Genomic DNA, 16,129 nt, shown 5'->3' with positions numbered 1-16,129 from the left:
TTGTTCTGGAAATTATAGAACGCGGGTCCCTTTTTATTTGCGACTCTAATTACATATCTCGGCAGAATAGACTCGCAATGATTTAATCGAAAAATCAACAGGAACACCAACGACGTCACGCAGGTAACTCAGTTCCTTACGTGTTCTGGCGGCGGCACTTAAGGCGATCCTGTACGTCACCCGCCCCGTTGGATCTCCTTCTAAATATACTCCTCGTCCACATTGATAGCCTTTGCATTCAAAGGTCGTCGTGACCTCAAAAACACAGGCGGCGGAAGGACTGTTGCAGGGGTTTCCTAAAATATCGTATCGTTGCGGGGACGAAGTCATTCCCGAAAGAGCCGCTCCGGTAATATCCCGTAAAGAGAATTCCACGACTCTATTTTCCAAACACGTATTCACTCCGCAAAAGCAGTTTTTGAGATAAGTCATACTTGCAGCCGTTCTCTTCAGAGCTACAGCGTTCGCGGCACTGAATCTTAAACTGTTAATCAGAGCCATCCGTGTGGAATCAGCATTGAGCCTCACCTGTTCTTGCGATGACTGCAGTAAAAAAGAAGACACCCCTAATGCCAAAGCCGAGACGATGGATAAGCTTATAAGAACTTCCACCAAGGTGAATCCCGACGAAGTCCTAACAAGAACACTCATAGATGTATTCCTTTACGTTGATTCTTTCTCCTCTATTTCCCTGAAAGCATGGAGGAAAAAACGGCAGTTCTTTGTCGCAATTAATTGAGCACGCCTCTTTGGGTTGCCAAAGACACGTATTGGTGTTGCCTCCACCCGCGGGGACGGGATTATAAGCGTAAGATTGAGGCAACAAAATCGTTTCGGGATTTTCTGTGTTTCCGTAAGCAACGAGAACATCGTACAGTCCCTCACTTGCAGCCGGAGCCCGACAGGATAACGACAAATTGGCTTGGGCTATAATCGGACAGACCTGACCGCCAATATATACCTGATTGACATCCATCAGACCGCCTCCCTGAAAAACAATTTCTTCGCCACCGGTTACAAAACCGACGTTGGGTGAAAAACTGCTGATCTGGACGCAAAGACTGTTTTCCAAAGCATAATTGCGTATGGACTTTGCCGTTATGTCTATGTCGGGACCTTTTACTTCGGGCATCGGCCCTAGTCCCGAAATGTCTTTATTGGCGATAGGTTTTAGAGAGTAGCTGATTCTCAAAACAGGATCACTGTCAGTCATGGCACTGGCATCGCCACAGTTTGTCCCAATACATGTAAATTGGGCTGTCGCCTGCAGAATACATCCTTCTTGATCCTGATCACATCTGTCGCCCTGAGTGTTGTAGTAACGAGGTGCCGCCAAGGTTCCTGCGAGTGGAACACCGCTGACGTCATAAATCCCAACGTCGTATTTCACATTGGTGGCACAGTTCGATTTGCCACACACGCAGGAAACGAGCTGACTATTCGTTCCTTTTTTCCTATTCTCCAACGCGCTTTTATTCATCGCTATAAAATTACCTGAACTGAAGCGAATATTATTGATGGCCATCAACCGCATCGACTGCACTGCCGCTCGCTTGGAATTGTAATAGCTGTCTTTAATAACAGAAGCCATGCCAACACCCACAATCGTCGAAAGGGCAAGGACAATAACTGTTTGAACTAAGCTGAAACCCTTTTGTGATGAGAATGTCATACTATTCCCATCACGGCTCGCATCTAAAGGTTGATCCACAGACGGAAACTGTCGTTCCTACGGGGGAACAACTTGTGTTAGGAGTTGGTGCGCCCGTACACGGTCCTAGCACGGCGGCGAGACTCCATTTACCCATTTGTACTTCAGTCTCCGCAGGCGGAGGTGGAGGAGGAGGTGGTGGTGTTGAAAAAGGCCCATCTGACTTCGTTGTCGGGCCTTGTCCTGGCTCCGACGTGCTTTTAGCACGCCTGCGCTGCGGGAAGGCCCTCCGCCTTGCATCTGGACCTTTTTGAACAGCCTTTGTTTCTTTGTATCAGGAGCGAAATGTGGCTTGGATTAATAAATACTTGAGTGATTCTGACCTTAAAAAAATTGAAGAGACTATTTCTCGCGTGGAGGAATCTACTTCTGGTGAGATTGTTCCTGTCATCGTCAAAAAATCTTCGACAGTGGGGCATGTTCCTTTGACGCTGACTTTGTTGATCACGCTTCTTTTGGTGATTGTAGAATTGCCGTTCAGTGATTGGTTGTGGGTGACGCCGTGGGTGTGGTTGTGGCTTCCGCTGCTTGTGGTGATTTATTATTTCTCCCAGTTACTTTCGCGTTTTCACTGGATTCAAAAAGTTTTCGTGCCGGAAAAAGATGAAGTCGCGCAAGTTCATCAGCGTGCGCATTTGGAATTTTATCTCAACAGAATACACCGCACGCACGCGGGCACCGGCGTTTTGATCTTCGTTTCTGTGATGGAGAAAAAAGCCGTCGTGTTGGCGGATGAGGGTATCTCATCCAAACTTCCAAAAGAAACCTGGGACAAGGTTTTGCAGAACCTCGGCACAAAACTTCACAAAGGCGAATGGACGCAAGGTTTTGTCGAAGCCATCGAAAGCTGCGGCGACCACCTCAAAACCCATTTCCCCATCGGCGTTCCCGGCCACAACGAACTAAAAAATCATCTAATCGTAAAAGACTAGAAAAAAAGAGTGGTGCAGTCGGCAGTTGTGCCCGCGGTAAAAAAACGCCGGTGGCGTTTTTTAGTGCGGAGCATGCGCGAGGCTCTTGCCGCGAAGGCGGCAAATGTCGAGCGCTTAGGAAAAGTGCGCTCAATGCGCGCTTTTCCGCGTCCTGACGTAGCAAACGACAAAGATCAAAGACGGAATTTCCAACAGAAGAAGTAAGAAAGAAGTGGTGCAGTCGGCAGGACTCGAACCTGCAACCCCTTGGTTCGAAGCCAAGTGCTCTATCCATTGAACTACGACTGCATAGAGGCCCTCAGATTAGAAGGTGCCGCATAAAAATGCAAGGATTTGGTCGTTGGGAAGCGCTTTCGCGTGCAGTCACCGAGGTTGCTTGCAAAGCGCATTCGTGGATATGCTGCGTTTATGGAATATTTCACTCTAAAAAACGGCTTTGTCCTCATCGTTGCACTCATGCATTTTTATTTTCTCTATCTTGAGATGTTCCTCTGGACGAAGCCTCAAGGCATGAAGGCGTTTCGCATGAACGCGCAGCAGGCGCAAAGCACGGCGGTGCTCGCGGCGAATCAAGGTCTCTATAATGGATTTTTGGCGGCGGGACTTCTCTGGTCGATATTTCACCCGAACCCCGAGTTCTCTTACCAGGTAGCCGTGTTTTTTCTGACATGTGTGATTGTGGCGGCAATCTACGGCGGATATTCCGTCGGCAGAAAGATCCTTTACATCCAAGGTCTTCCAGCAACAATCGCTTTGATCGTGACGATTCTTTCTTAGTTATTTGCGGCGGGATTTGAGTTCGTGACCCACTTCGACGATGGATTCGATGGCGGAAATCAAGCGCGCGCCCAAAGGCGTCAGGCTGTACTCGACGGTAGGTGGACTTGTCGGAACTTCGTTACGAAGCAAAACGCCGTCGGCCTCCATTTTCTTTAGTCGAGTCGTCAAAACTTTGGCAGAGACTTTGCCAATATCATTCTTCAACTCTGAAAAACGGCGCGGACCTTCACGCAAGTACCAAATAATATTGGGCGTCCAAGCTCCGCCAATAAAACTCATGCATGTTGTAAGAGGACAAGCGGGCCGGGGAGGTTGCACTTTGCTTTTACGTCTTGGAACCATATGTCACCTTCGAGTTACCGTTTGGTAACGACATTATTGGTTACCAAAGGAAACTAACTTCCTTGATGTTAATAGAAGTGTTAGGCTGATTTCAAGTGAAGGAGTAAAAAATGGCTTGGAATCAAACATCTCTCACTAAAACCCTCGGACTTCGCTATCCCATCATTCAGGGACCTTTTGGCGGAGGTCTCTCTTCCGTTTCTCTTCTTGCGAAAGTTTCAAATCTTGGCGGACTTGGCAGCTATGGCGCTCACTACATGACGGCCGAGCAGATTCAAGAGTTGTGTAGAGAAGTTCGCAGCACGACAAAAAATCCTTACGCGATCAACTTGTGGGTTTCCGATCACGATGAAGGAGTTGATAAATTCACGAAAGAAAAATTCGAGGCGCATCTCAAGCGCATGCTGCCGTTTTATAAAGAACTTTCCGTGCCGGTTCCCGAGATGCCGTCCAGCTATGGGCAAAAGTTCGTAGATCAAATTGATGTTTTGATCAAAGAAAAACCTCCGGTGATCAGTTTCGTTTATGGTGTTCCTGACTCGGCAATCTTGCAAGAGTGTCGTAAACAAGGAATCAAAACAATCGGTACAGCGACAACGGTCGAAGAAGGTTTGCTTTTGGAAAAAGCGGGGATCGACGTTGTTGTCGCTTCAGGTTTTGAAGCCGGAGGACACCGCGGTTCATTCGTGCAATCCGCAGAAAAATCTTTGACGGGAACTTTCTCGTTAGTCCCGCAGATGGCCGAGAATCTTAAAATACCTTTCGCTGCTGCAGGCGGAGTCGCCAACGGAAAAGGCATCGCTGCCGCGTTGACTTTAGGAGCTCAAGGCGTGCAAATCGGCACAGCCTTTTTAGCGTGCGAAGAATCTGCCGCTGCGAAATTTCATCGCGAAAAATTACTTTCCAAAGGCGCGGCGGGAAGAACCGTGCTTACGCGCATCTTCACGGGGCGTTTGGCTCGCGGAATTGAGAATCGTCTTGTGCAAGATCTTGATACGATCAAAGATGATTTGCCTCCGTATCCAATTCAGTCATGGTTCACGGGGCAATTTAAGAAAGCGGCGATTGATCAGGGACGCTCTGACATGATGTCGTTGTGGGCAAGTCAGTCTTACCCACTTCTTAAACACAAAACGGTCGATGCGTTGTTCCGCTCCTTGATCGAAGAAACTAGCGCGTATCAAGGGGCAGCGGAATAATATCCGTTTCCCCTGGCACTTGTGGAAAGCTTCCGTCACGCCACGCTTGTTTGGCCTGTTCGATTTTTTCTTTCGAAGAAGAAACGAAGTTCCAATAAATGTGACGCGGTTCAGGGAAAGGTTTTCCACCAAGAACCACAAAGTGGGTTTCTTGATTCGCGGTTGCTTTCAGCGTTGAACCTTGCTCAAGCACGACAAAATCATCGAGCAGAATTTCTTTATCGCTATCTAAGCTCAAGCTTCCTTTAAGAATGAAAAACGCCAGTTCTTGATCTTCAGGATCAAAGGCAAACTGTTGGCCTTTTTGCAAACGTACATCCATGAAAAAGAGCGGTGAACGAACGTCCACAGGAGAGCGTTTACCAAATGCGGATCCGGCCACCAAAGCCACTTCGGCATCACCGACACGGAAGCGTGGAATGCTTTCTTCGGGATGATGATCAAACGCAGGCTCGCAGTCTTCCTGATCTAAGGGAAGCGCCACCCAAAATTGTAACAGGTTCAGGCGATGTGCTTTTCCGATAATCTCCGGCGGCATGCGCTCAGAGTGCGAAATCCCTTTTCCCGCAGTCATCCAATTCACGTCGCCGGGAGCTAACACTTGTTTGTTGCCGAGGCTATCGTGATGCAAGACTTTGCCCTCAAGGAGATAACTCAAGGTTGAAAGACCAATGTGAGGATGAGGACGAACATCCATGCCGTCTCCTGCTACAAAGTCTGTCGCAGGGAAATAATCGAAGAAAATAAAAGGCCCCACCATGCGTTTCTTCGCGTAAGGAATCAGACGATGAACCTGAGCACCACCTAATGAGATAAGGCGCGGTGCAATCTCCATAAGAATACTATTTTGTGTAGAACTCATAATAAGGCCTCTTTTAAATTGTCATCACTCATGTTATCTTAAACCAATTTATCTATTGAAGAAAAATATTAGGAGTAGCATGAAAACAAAAAAAGAAATTGTTGAGAACTGGTTGCCTCGCTACACAGGCGTACCGCTTAATGAATTTGGTCAGTATATTTTGCTCACAAACTTTGGCAATTACGTCAAAATGTTCGCGCAGCAGTTCGACGTTCCAGTGAATGGTCTGGATAAACCTATGCAGTCTGCCACGGCTGAAAACATCACAATTATCAACTTCGGTATGGGAAGTGCGCTGGCAGCGACGTGCATGGATCTGCTTTCTGCAGTGAATCCCAAGGCCGCTTTGTTTTTGGGAAAATGCGGCGGTCTTAAAAAGAAAAACCAACTCGGCGACTTTGTTCTGCCTATCGCGGCGATTCGTGGTGAAGGAACAAGTAACGAATATCTTCCTGCAGAGGTTCCGGCTCTTCCTTCGTTCCGTTTGCAAAAAGCGGTCTCTGCGACAATTGCAAAACACAAATGCGACTACTGGACGGGGACAGTTTATACAACGAACCGTCGTGTGTGGGAGCATGATGAAGCTTTCAAAGATTATTTGACGAAAACACGTGCTATGGCTGTCGACATGGAAACGGCGACGATCTTCCTCACGGGCTTTGTGAACGAGATTCCTCGTGGTGCTTTATTGCTCGTGTCTGACAACCCGATGATTCCGGAAGGCGTGAAGACGGAAGAAAGTGATAAAAAAGTCACTTCGTCATTTGTAGAGAAACATCTCTCTATCGGCATTGATGCCCTTCGTGAACTTCGCGACTCTGGTGAGTCTGTGAAGCACTTGCGTTGGGATTGATTTCGTACAAAGAAATGCGCCACCACTTTCCATAAGACGGGCAGGTCGACTAGCTTTTTGCGAGGAGGCCTGCATGTTGAAATGGATCTTGTTAGTGTTTACAGTTCTTTCATTATCTCACGGAATTGCCGGAGCCCAAGGTCTGCCGCGACCTCTGCCTGATGATCCCTACCCGCAAATTCCACCAGAACAAGAGCCTCCGCCGCGAGTGGAGGTTCCGTACACATTAGGTGGCGGAGAAACAGGGCGGTTTACTGGGAAGTCTCACGATTTTTACCCGCGGGCGGACCTGAATCAGGTTCTCAAATTGCGAATTGTCGGTGGCCGAGAGAACATTCAGATTAAGGAAGTTCGCATTTGGTACGCCGATTATGGTGGTGAGATTTCAGAGCGCTCATTAGAGGGAGATTTGCGTTCGGGCCGCGCGAGAGAAGTTTATCTCGGCGGACGACCAGTCTATCGCATTTCGATTAAAGCATCGCCGATTTACTTTTGGAAAAAGCCCGGAAGTTTTCGCGTGGATATCGTTGCTGTGAGATAACAGTGCCTAAAATTTGACCATGAAAAAGAACTATGGAAAGTAAAAAACGTTTCCATTTTTCCCGGCCGTTTTTCTTATTTTCACCTTTTTTCATGCAATTAACATATTGTGTCATTTTAAAATTTGCGATATAACTGGGCCCACTTTGAATCACATACCTATTGAAGCACATTTTGGGGAGGCTCGCTTTGATCAATCCAGGCACTAACATGCACGCTGATGAAATGATCGACTCTGACTTGGACTCGGACCTAGAGAACGAAAAAGAGATGAAGAAAACCTCTGCTTTTGAAGCAGACATGGATGACGAGCTGGAAAATGAAGCTGCCCTTGCAGCAATGCCCGGCAACCTTCTTATGGAAGGTGAAGAAGACGATTTGAACCTTGATGAAATCGAGAACATCCTTGAGCTTAACGAAGGTGGATTCCCTAAATTCACTTTGGCTAAGAATAAAGCTCGCTTTTTGAGAATGGTGAGCTGGTATCGCGGAAAAGAAGAGTGGATTGAAGTCGCTCCTCTTTCTGGCGTCACAAAACTTTTCAAACAACAAACGAAAGAGTTGGAAGGCATCCGTTCTTCTAAACTTGATTACGAAATGGAACTTGAAACAGGCACTTTGACTCCGTCACAAAGATCTTACCGTCGTGACGAATTGAAGATGTGTAAAGTTCAAGAGAAAATGGCTGTTCACTTGATCTCTAAACTTCAAGTGAAAATCAAATCCGGCCGTCGCTAAACTGAAAAGCATTAAAATACAAAACCACTCAAGAGCCAAGTCCACCAACTTGGCTCTTGTTTTTTTGGGTTCCAACACATCTTTCCTAACCGCAGGCGTCGAAGGCAAGTGAGAGTTCTACCTCATGATCTATTTTTAGTTTAGGCTTTTACAAGTCCACTAAGAAAGGTGAGTTATGAAATCTTCAAAAAAGAAAAATGCGTCTGAGAAACCAGTTATTGATATCGGCATCTCTACTTCCGACCGCGAAAAAATCGCCGAGGGTCTTTCTCGTCTTCTCGCGGACTCTTACACTCTTTATCTTAAGACCCACAACTTTCACTGGAACGTCACAGGGCCTATGTTTCAAACATTGCACTTGATGTTTGAAACTCAGTACACAGAGTTGGCATTGGCTGTCGATTTGATCGCGGAACGCATCCGCTCTTTGGGTGTTTACGCTCCAGGCACCTACAAAGAATTCGCCAAACTGACTTCCATTGAAGAGCCAGAGGGCGTGCCATCCGCAAAAGAAATGATCCGCCAATTAGTCGAAGGCCAAGAAGCCGTAGTTAAAACAGCTCGCTCGATTTTCCCAAGAGTCGAAAAAGCAGGCGATGAAGTCAGCGCCGATCTTCTCACGCAAAGAATGCAACTCCACGAGAAAAACGCGTGGATGTTGCGTAGCTTGCTCGAAGAGTAAACGCTCTCCAGCACGAAGAACTTCGAAGGGCCTCCTAGGCCCTTTGAAGTTTTGTACTCAAGATTTTTTACGTCAAAAAAACGAATTCCGATCCTTAAAGTTATTTCATGCAGTTTATATTCTGGGCTCCTTTTTGCTGAACTCCCTGTGATTTCAATATTTACCCTTTTTGTGGAAAGGATAGACATACCATTTTTGGTATAGTATATATTTAGTATGTGGGAGGTTTTTGAAAAAAGATCTGCTGTTAAAAACATAGATAAGCTTCCCATACGGATTCAGGAGAAGTACGAGTTTTGGAAAAATGTCATCCGAGTATCAGGTCCCGAAGGTCTCAGGGCTTTTAAAGGATTTAAAGATCACTCTTTAAAAGGAGAGTGGCAAGGCTGTCGTTCCTCGTACTTAAATGAATCATACCGAGTTATTTATGTGATAGAGCGAGACGAGGTGCGAGTCTATGTTATTGATGTAAACCACCACGACTATCGGCGGCGTTAATTGAAATGAAGATCAAATGTATGAATTGAGAGAATGTTATGTCAGAGTTTGTAAAATCGAAATCAAGATTAGATTTAACGCCAGGAATAAGTGTTCGAATTGCCCGTGAAATGCTCAACTGGTCTCAGAGCCAACTTGCAGAAGAATCTGATATTCCTCAATCGACAATCTCTGGAATCGAATCGGGCAGAGTCCCACTAGGTGCCGAGCGTGCAGAACGATTGGCGATTGCACTTGGGGTCCATCCTGCCGTCCTATTATTTCCAAACTGGCCTTTAACTAAAAAGATACAACCACGTCAGATCGAAGAGCTGAAACAGCTTCGAAATAAAACAACAAAGAAAGCCGTATAGGCATCACATCTTTTACCTCTTCGCATTCTATATAATTTTATGGGGCGATGACAGTCACGTGAGTCGTGTTCATCTTGTCGTGAATCGCCGTTGGAATCAAATTTGGATCGAAGATAAAAACTCTTCCAACGGCACCTTCGTTAATGGGACCAAGATTGTGCAAGGAACGCCGGTGAATATCGTTAATACCGATAAGATCCAGATCGGCCGTTCTGAATATGTTCTTATTATTGATTTAAAAACAGATGAGGTGGAAGTTCCCGAGCCGGAGCCTGAGCTTCCGGCTCCGGAAGAACCGCCTCTTGAGGACACAGTGGCGATGCCACCGCCAGCACACAGCATGGCGCAGTTTCAAGCCGAGAAAGCTTTGCACGAAGCCAAGCGCAGAGCCGCGCAAATTATTCTTGAAGGCGAAACGCAGGCTGAAAAACGTGTGCAGGCGATTTATCAAAAAGCGCGCGAAGCGCAAGCTCAAGCAGAGTCCTTCTATCAAACCCGTATGGCGGAAGCCCATAAGGAAGCGGATGCGATTTTGATCGACTTCCAAAAACAGGGGCAGGCGCTTTTACATGACGCTCGTAATATGGCGCAGGAGCTGCGTGAAGAAGTCGACGTCTATGTTCAGTCTCTTAAAGACAAAGCTAAAAAAGACGTAGAAGATTTGATTTCCGAGGCGACTCTTTCCGCGGAGCGCTTGAAATCAGAAGCCTTGGAAGCGGGCCGCAATACCGCTCGCTTAGAATCCGAGATGGTTGTCGCGCGGGCTCAGGAAGAGGCGGAAAGAATCCGCGAATTTACGCGATTGCAGAATCAAGAAGTGCAAGAAAAGCTGACTCAAGACCGCGAGACTTTAACGAAGGTCAGTGCGGACTTGCAGCGCACTCAAGAGGATTTCCTTGCCGCGCAAACGCAGCTGCAAAGCACTGTCGAAAAAGAAGCGGATCTGCAAGAACAGATTAAGAATGAAGAAGCGCGTATTAAGCAGCTTTTGGAAGATGAAGCCAATCGTTTGGCGGAACTGCATAAAATCCAAGACGAACGCATCAAAGAACTTTTGAGCAACGAAGAAAAGAAAGTCAAAGAGCTGAAAAGCCAGCAACAGACTTTGAGCACTCAAAACAAGGCGCTGGAAGACAGCGTGCGGGCTTTGCAGGAAAAACAAGCGCAGCTGACCATGGATGTGCGGGATCTCGACGCCAAAAAAGCGCATCTTTTCAAGGAATATGAAGCGCAGAAGATTTTCCTTAATGAAAAACTCGAAAAAGAAAAATCTCAGATCGTTAAATCTGAAGAAGAGCGCCTGGAAGAAATGCGTTTGGAAATGTCCAAACGACTGCAAAAAATGGAGCAGGGACTTCTTGACGAGATGATCCGCAAGAAAAGCTCTCTGGTTCAGGAAGTGCATGCGGCTATCGAAAAAGAAGTCGTCATGCTTATGGAGCCGGCGCAGTGGCGAAAAATTTCTGACTCTGTGATGAGCCATATTGAAGAAGCCGTGGACGGCAAGGTGGCATCTCTTTCTCAGTCGACGGTCACGACGGCGAAGCCTGTCGACCTTATGAAGAAAAGAAAGTCAGACCGTTTTCGCTGGGCGACAGTGGGTTTGGCTATGGGAGCCCTTGGATATTTTGTGAGCCAAGTCGTTGTCGATAAAGTTTCTGCGGATCAAGCACCAATGCAAACGCTTGTGCAAAAGGAAGCAAAGAAACGCCAAGATGACCTGGAGAAAAGACGCTTTAATCCTCCGCAAGCTGAGGAGTTGAAGGACTCATACACGGATGCGGTGATTTACACCCGCAATTTTCCGGAGATTTACACGGATCAACAGTTCCAGCAGAAACTGTATAAAAGCGCTTCCCAATATCTGCTAAAAACATGGCGCGTGGACGAGGACAAATCGATTCAAGTTCTTTCAACAGCGAATGCCTTGGTGAAGGAACTCACGGAACGCAAAGCGAAGATCCATCCTGACTTTATCAAAGAAGGTTTGGAAAAGATGCGCCAATTAGAAACAGAGACGTTGGCGCGTATGAAAGACGTATTGGGTTCTGAAGTGCGTGTGGAATCCTTCCGACGCTTTGAACGCAACTTCTATAAAGAAGAAGTGCAGCGTCGAAGAATGGCGCAGCATTAAGGTGTGTCTTTTTTAACGTAAGGAATCTCAATGATGGCGCGACATCCATATTTAGCCATCATAGCGATAGTAATTCTGCGGAGGCCCTCGATGTTTCTTCCTTGTTTCCCTAGGAGTTGACCGTAGTCGTCAGGGTGACAGTCGACTTTGAAAACAGTCGTGCGTGTTCCGACTTCATAGGTGACGGTGACTCGTTCTGCGTTGTTTAGCATAGTTGCAAGTATCTGGCGAATAAGTTCACCTACTTCATCGCGAAAGCTCTTGTTTAATCCGACTACTTTGACTGTTTGAACTGAATTCATTGTTTCCCTCATGCGAGTACTAAGCAAATCTCACTTTTGTGGACAATGATTCGGGTGAAAAAAAGAAAAACAAAGGCTAGTTTTGTTACTTGAGAATGCGATGAAATTCTCGGTAGAATTACGAGAAATTATTTGCCGCCTTTGTATTATGACAATTTTGTCCTCGACTAAATTACGGTATAAGAACACCACTGGTTAAACTATACCGTATATATAAACTTGATTAGGTGGCATCTTCAATCGAAACGAAATACGATAAAGTCCTGAAGAGAATTGCGAAGAACATCAAAGAGCTTCGCAAAGCTCAAGGCTTATCTCAGCGAAACATGGAAGCTTTTGGCTTTGATCTGCGGAATTACCAGCGGCTCGAGGCTGGCAAGCATTCGCCTAGTGTGTACACCTTACATAAGTTGGCCGTCGCTTTTCGCGTCGACATCTCGGACCTTCTGAAGTAATAATTAAAAAAATCGAATAATTCTTTTCCTCATCTATTAAGTTTTTTCAATCTCTTCCGATAACAAAAATATGTTTACGGTATAAGTACACCACTAGGTTATCTGCGCCGTCTTTTTAAATACACACATCGAATAGGGGATCGAATGCTTTCAAGGTTCAGCTTAAAAGCCAAAATGTTATTGGCCTTTATGGGGATTTCCATGCTTCTGCTTGTCGTCGGAGGTTTGGGTTTTTATTCAAATAGCAAAGTGGTAGCTATTTATGATCGTATTGCGAATTTAAATCTTCCAAATGTTGAAGCACTGGGAAGAATTCGTTACCGTGCCCAGGAAGCGAATCGCACTATGCTAAGAGCCGTCATGGCAAGAACACCGGAAGAGGTGGCTCACTATACGAAACAGTATGGCGAATCTTTGGAATTGTATGACAGCTTCATTAAAAAGTATCTCGAAGTTCCTTTCTTTAACAGTCAGGAAGAAGCTCTTTTCAATAAAGTCGATGCGTCTTGGAAGAAGTACGTCGCAATGACAAACGACATCGTAAAAAATGCCGGAAAGCCCGAGCATAACGAGCGTATCTTGAAGCTGCTTGATGAAGAACTTCGTGAAATCCGCCGCGAACATGTCGACGGTTTGGGCGCATTGTTGTCTTTCCATGAAGAGGCCGTGAAGCAAGCGAAAATCGAAGCCGCCGACACGACACGCCAAGGTCAAGTCTTCGTCTCGTTGGTAATCGCTTTCGGTTTTATCAGTGCCTGTGTGGTTGGATTCATCTTTGCGAATTCACTTGCGCGCTCTTTAACTCGAATCAGCGGCGACATTTCCAATTCAGCGGATCAAACATCGGCTTCAGGCACGCAGTTGTCAGCAGCCAGCCAGCAGTTGTCATCAGGTTCTTCAGAAGCAGCCGCTTCGTTGGAAGAAACCGTGGCATCCATCGAAGAGCTTTCAAGTATGGTGAAACTCAATGCGGATCATGCTAAAGAAGCCAATGCTCTTTCTCAGAAATCGAAAGATTCTGCTGAGCAAGGTGAAGGCGAAATCACGAAACTTATTGGTGCGATGGAAGATATCGCAAGTGGTTCGAAAAAAATCGAAGAAATCATCACGGTCATTGACGATATCGCCTTCCAAACAAACTTGCTTGCTTTGAATGCGGCAGTGGAAGCGGCTCGTGCCGGTGAACAAGGTAAAGGATTCGCGGTCGTTGCGGAAGCCGTTCGCAACTTGGCGCAACGAAGTGCTGCAGCAGCCAAAGATATCACAAGCCTTATTCAAGACAACGTCAGCAAGAGTGAAAACGGCGCGCGCGTAGCAAGTCAAAGCGGCGCGGTTCTTAAAGACATCGTCAACTCCGTTAAAAAAGTAGCGGACTTGAATAATGAGATCGCAGTCGCGAGCCAAGAACAGTCAACAGGTCTTGAGCAGATCTCCAAAGCGATGAATCAGTTAGACCAAGCGACACAAGGAAATGCGGCGTCCTCTGAGGAAGTGGCGGCATCTTCCGAAGAAATGTCGGCGCAAGCGGTGATGTTGGCGGATTTAGTTATGGATCTGCGCACTCTGGTGCAAGGTCAAGGCGCTGTTTCACAAGCTCGAAGAGCTCCGCAGGTGCGTACCGGTGCTCCTGCGAAACCTCTGGCGAAAGTAAAGTCTTTCCAGCCGAAAGCGAAAAAGAATCAGGCCGAAAATATCCTGCCGTTGGATGACGAGGGCGGCGATAGAAAAATCGGCGACGTTTCCGGATTTTAAAGTTAGCTAAAAAAATGAAACGACCTAGGGGCTCTTCTTCCACAGAAGGGCCCTTTTTCTTGTGGTCTCCGCACGCAAAGTAGGTTAGAAAAAGGGGAATTTTAGACCCTTTGTGACGCGCTTTGTTGGAGGCCCCATGATGTCGCCAGGACATGAACAACAGATTCAACTTCTTTTTGGAGCTGTCGCTCTTCTTCTTCTCATCATCTTTGGCGTTATTTTCCTCAGCATCTTTAAGCGTCTTCGTCAAAAGCCGACCGCTAAAGCCGTTGCCCACGAAGTAAAAACGGAAACTGCGAAAGAAGAAGGGGAAACGACACTTGCGCGTGTGGATTCCATGGGTCAGACGGTCTCCGAAATTGAAATTCCAAGTCTCACGGCTGCTGTTGAGGAAAAAGCGGTCGATCTTAAAGAGGCGTTGAAGAAAACGGAAGAGAATCTTTTTGGTCGCATTCGCAGTCTTTTTAAAGCGGAGACCAGCAATAAGCACCTGGATGAAATCGAAGAGATTCTTTATACAAGTGATCTGGGGCCTACGACAGTGCAACGTTTGATGGGTGCTGTTGAAGACAAATTGTCTAAAAAAGAACGCGCCGATTACGAAACAGTGCGCGAGGCATTGAAAGAAGAAATCAAAAATATTTTTGCGGGTTCTCACTCAGCAAGACCGAGCGAAGATATTCTTTCTAAAATTCATTTTGCAGCAGAAGGTCCTACGGTGTTGATGATCGTGGGTGTGAATGGCGCAGGCAAAACGACTTCGATCGGAAAAATTTCCGCGCAATTGGCAAGTCAGGGGAAAAAAGTTTTGGTTGCGGCAGGGGATACTTTCCGTGCTGCTGCCGGTGGACAGCTTAAGGTTTGGACGGACCGCGCGCAGGTTGAAATTTTCTCTCCAGAAGGCGTGACGGATCCAAGTGCCGTGGCTTTCGATGCGGTGGCCAAGGGGAAAGCGCAAGGCTATGACGTCGTGATCGTCGATACGGCAGGCCGTCTGCATACACAAGCGAACTTGATGGAAGAGATCAAAAAAATGAAGCGGGTTATGGCGAAGGTCATTCCGGAAGCGCCTCATGAAACTTTGATTGTGCTGGATGCGAATTCAGGTCAAAACGCTTTGATGCAAGCTAAAGAATTCCACAATGCGCTGACGTTGACAGGCGCGATTTTGACGAAGATGGATGGAACCGCAAAAGGCGGCGTGGCCGTGGGGCTTGCGCAAGAGTTGCAGATTCCTATTAAACTGATCGGCGTAGGTGAGCGCATTCAGGATTTACGCTCGTTCTCTTCGCAAGAATTCGTGGAGTCTTTGTTTCAGTAATTAATTTCTCTGATGGGCGATGTGATCAATCTGATCGGATTCGTAAATATGGAATCCCGGTTGGAAATTAAGCATCGCAATCGCCATCGCGCGGGCGATGTCTTTCGCGGCAATAGGTCGGTATTTTTTCAAAGGCCCGCGCAAAATCGCATTCATCACCGGAGTGATCTTCTGTGCGAATTTTTCGCCGGCACGATGTTCTTTTCTTTCACCTAAAATCAAAGAGGGACGGAAGATCTCAATCTGCGGGATTTTTAATTCGCGCAGCGCGCTTTCCATTTCGCCTTTAACGCGATTATAGAAAATCGAAGACTCTTTGTTCGCGCCCATGGCTGAAACCACCAAAAGTTTTTGGGCTCCAACCGCCTCAGCAACTTTTGCGAACTCGACGACATAATCGTAATCAACTTTGCGGAAGGCTTCTTGGCTGCCGGCTTTTTTGATCGTGGAACCCAGACAGCAAACGAAAACGTCGGCTTTCAAAAGATCTTTGCGATCTTTCAGCTGGTCCAGGTTCATGACAATGTTTTCGGTGTCTTTAGGTAACTTGCCCAGAGCGGAGCGGGACACGGCTTTAATAGAGCTGATCTCGCCCAGCAGTCCAATAATCTGCAAGAGCTCACTTCCAACGAGGCCGGAGCCGCCAACAAGAGTGACACTGATCGGAAATTTCAT

Annotated in this window: 20 protein-coding genes and 1 tRNA gene; 14 read left to right on the top strand and 7 right to left on the bottom strand. The window is 46.7% G+C overall.

The features are described from left to right. Positions 1-45: 45 nt before the first annotated feature. Positions 46-651 carry a PulJ/GspJ family protein gene (locus QJS83_RS05865; RefSeq protein WP_284608215.1) on the bottom strand — a complete coding sequence of 202 codons (606 nt, stop codon included), beginning with the start codon at positions 649-651 and terminating at the stop codon, positions 46-48. Continuing rightward, positions 635-1,711, bottom strand: coding sequence for an IPT/TIG domain-containing protein (locus tag QJS83_RS05860; RefSeq protein ID WP_284608214.1), 1,077 nt, complete (start codon positions 1,709-1,711; stop codon positions 635-637). The genes QJS83_RS05865 and QJS83_RS05860 overlap by 17 nt, the downstream gene beginning before the upstream one ends. A gap of 287 nt (positions 1,712-1,998) precedes the next feature. Here QJS83_RS05860 and QJS83_RS05855 point away from each other — a divergent pair, with 287 nt between their 5' ends. Both QJS83_RS05855 and QJS83_RS05850 read left to right on the top strand, forming a co-directional pair. Next, entirely contained in the window at positions 1,999-2,643 is a 645-nt protein-coding gene (locus QJS83_RS05855) for a TPM domain-containing protein (RefSeq protein WP_284608213.1), read from the top strand. A gap of 72 nt (positions 2,644-2,715) precedes the next feature. Further along, complete coding sequence (locus QJS83_RS05850) at positions 2,716-2,847, top strand: hypothetical protein (RefSeq protein ID WP_284608212.1); 132 nt, start codon at positions 2,716-2,718, stop codon at positions 2,845-2,847. Between the two features lie 8 nt (positions 2,848-2,855). Here QJS83_RS05850 and QJS83_RS05845 read toward each other — a convergent pair. Next, positions 2,856-2,931: transfer RNA gene (locus QJS83_RS05845), tRNA-Arg, on the bottom strand. Positions 2,932-3,051: 120 nt separating this feature from the next. Here QJS83_RS05845 and QJS83_RS05840 point away from each other — a divergent pair. Beyond that, entirely contained in the window at positions 3,052-3,420 is a 369-nt protein-coding gene (locus QJS83_RS05840; RefSeq protein ID WP_284608211.1) for a DUF1304 domain-containing protein, read from the top strand. On the opposite strand, the gene QJS83_RS05835 is transcribed toward QJS83_RS05840, so the two are convergent. Then, positions 3,421-3,765 carry a winged helix-turn-helix transcriptional regulator gene (locus QJS83_RS05835; protein ID WP_284608209.1) on the bottom strand — a complete coding sequence of 115 codons (345 nt, stop codon included), beginning with the start codon at positions 3,763-3,765 and terminating at the stop codon, positions 3,421-3,423. A gap of 110 nt (positions 3,766-3,875) precedes the next feature. Here QJS83_RS05835 and QJS83_RS05830 point away from each other — a divergent pair, with 110 nt between their 5' ends. Beyond that, positions 3,876-4,964: an NAD(P)H-dependent flavin oxidoreductase gene (locus QJS83_RS05830; protein WP_284608207.1), complete on the top strand. Its 1,089-nt coding sequence runs from the start codon at positions 3,876-3,878 to the stop codon at positions 4,962-4,964. On the opposite strand, the gene QJS83_RS05825 is transcribed toward QJS83_RS05830, so the two are convergent. Next, complete coding sequence (locus QJS83_RS05825) at positions 4,936-5,826, bottom strand: pirin family protein (protein WP_284608206.1); 891 nt, start codon at positions 5,824-5,826, stop codon at positions 4,936-4,938. The two genes, QJS83_RS05830 and QJS83_RS05825, sit on opposite strands and share 29 nt — an antisense overlap. A 79-nt stretch (positions 5,827-5,905) precedes the next feature. On the opposite strand from QJS83_RS05825, the gene QJS83_RS05820 reads away from it, so the two are divergent. The 7 genes from QJS83_RS05820 (at position 5,906) to QJS83_RS05795 (ending at position 11,624) form a co-directional block, all read left to right on the top strand. Next, positions 5,906-6,679: an AMP nucleosidase gene (locus QJS83_RS05820; protein ID WP_284608205.1), complete on the top strand. Its 774-nt coding sequence runs from the start codon at positions 5,906-5,908 to the stop codon at positions 6,677-6,679. Positions 6,680-6,752: 73 nt separating this feature from the next. After that, positions 6,753-7,220 carry a hypothetical protein gene (locus tag QJS83_RS05815; RefSeq protein WP_284608203.1) on the top strand — a complete coding sequence of 156 codons (468 nt, stop codon included), beginning with the start codon at positions 6,753-6,755 and terminating at the stop codon, positions 7,218-7,220. A 188-nt stretch (positions 7,221-7,408) separates the two neighbouring features. Continuing rightward, positions 7,409-7,957 carry a hypothetical protein gene (locus tag QJS83_RS05810; protein WP_284608201.1) on the top strand — a complete coding sequence of 183 codons (549 nt, stop codon included), beginning with the start codon at positions 7,409-7,411 and terminating at the stop codon, positions 7,955-7,957. A 175-nt stretch (positions 7,958-8,132) separates the two neighbouring features. Further along, the gene (locus QJS83_RS05805; RefSeq protein WP_284608200.1) at positions 8,133-8,639 is read left to right on the top strand and encodes a Dps family protein; all 507 of its coding nucleotides are present in this window, start codon (positions 8,133-8,135) and stop codon (positions 8,637-8,639) included. A gap of 216 nt (positions 8,640-8,855) precedes the next feature. Next, positions 8,856-9,137, top strand: a complete 282-nt coding sequence (locus QJS83_RS17480) for a type II toxin-antitoxin system mRNA interferase toxin, RelE/StbE family (protein ID WP_350159271.1) — start codon at positions 8,856-8,858, stop codon at positions 9,135-9,137. A gap of 38 nt (positions 9,138-9,175) precedes the next feature. Next, on the top strand, positions 9,176-9,490 hold the full coding sequence (locus QJS83_RS05800) for a helix-turn-helix domain-containing protein (RefSeq protein WP_284608199.1): 315 nt from the start codon (positions 9,176-9,178) through the stop codon (positions 9,488-9,490). A gap of 58 nt (positions 9,491-9,548) precedes the next feature. After that, complete coding sequence (locus QJS83_RS05795) at positions 9,549-11,624, top strand: FHA domain-containing protein (protein ID WP_284608197.1); 2,076 nt, start codon at positions 9,549-9,551, stop codon at positions 11,622-11,624. On the opposite strand, the gene QJS83_RS05790 is transcribed toward QJS83_RS05795, so the two are convergent. Continuing rightward, positions 11,621-11,926, bottom strand: coding sequence for a KH domain-containing protein (locus QJS83_RS05790; RefSeq protein WP_284608196.1), 306 nt, complete (start codon positions 11,924-11,926; stop codon positions 11,621-11,623). The genes QJS83_RS05795 and QJS83_RS05790 overlap by 4 nt on opposite strands. Positions 11,927-12,153: 227 nt before the next feature. Between QJS83_RS05790 and QJS83_RS05785 the strand changes: the two genes are divergently transcribed. The 3 genes from QJS83_RS05785 (at position 12,154) to ftsY (ending at position 15,454) form a co-directional block, all read left to right on the top strand. Next, positions 12,154-12,381, top strand: coding sequence for a helix-turn-helix domain-containing protein (locus tag QJS83_RS05785; RefSeq protein ID WP_284608195.1), 228 nt, complete (start codon positions 12,154-12,156; stop codon positions 12,379-12,381). A gap of 144 nt (positions 12,382-12,525) precedes the next feature. After that, positions 12,526-14,133, top strand: coding sequence for a HAMP domain-containing methyl-accepting chemotaxis protein (locus tag QJS83_RS05780; protein WP_284608194.1), 1,608 nt, complete (start codon positions 12,526-12,528; stop codon positions 14,131-14,133). A gap of 136 nt (positions 14,134-14,269) precedes the next feature. Continuing rightward, entirely contained in the window at positions 14,270-15,454 is a 1,185-nt protein-coding gene (ftsY, locus tag QJS83_RS05775; RefSeq protein WP_284608193.1) for a signal recognition particle-docking protein FtsY, read from the top strand. Here the strand turns inward: ftsY and QJS83_RS05770 are convergent, their stop codons facing one another. Next, positions 15,455-16,129: a Rossmann-fold NAD(P)-binding domain-containing protein gene (locus QJS83_RS05770; protein ID WP_284608792.1), complete on the bottom strand. Its 675-nt coding sequence runs from the start codon at positions 16,127-16,129 to the stop codon at positions 15,455-15,457.

The sequence above is a fragment of the Bdellovibrio sp. 22V genome (genome assembly GCF_030169785.1).
Lineage (GTDB): Bacteria > Bdellovibrionota > Bdellovibrionia > Bdellovibrionales > Bdellovibrionaceae > Bdellovibrio.
This window is presented reverse-complemented; position numbering and strand designations above follow the sequence as displayed.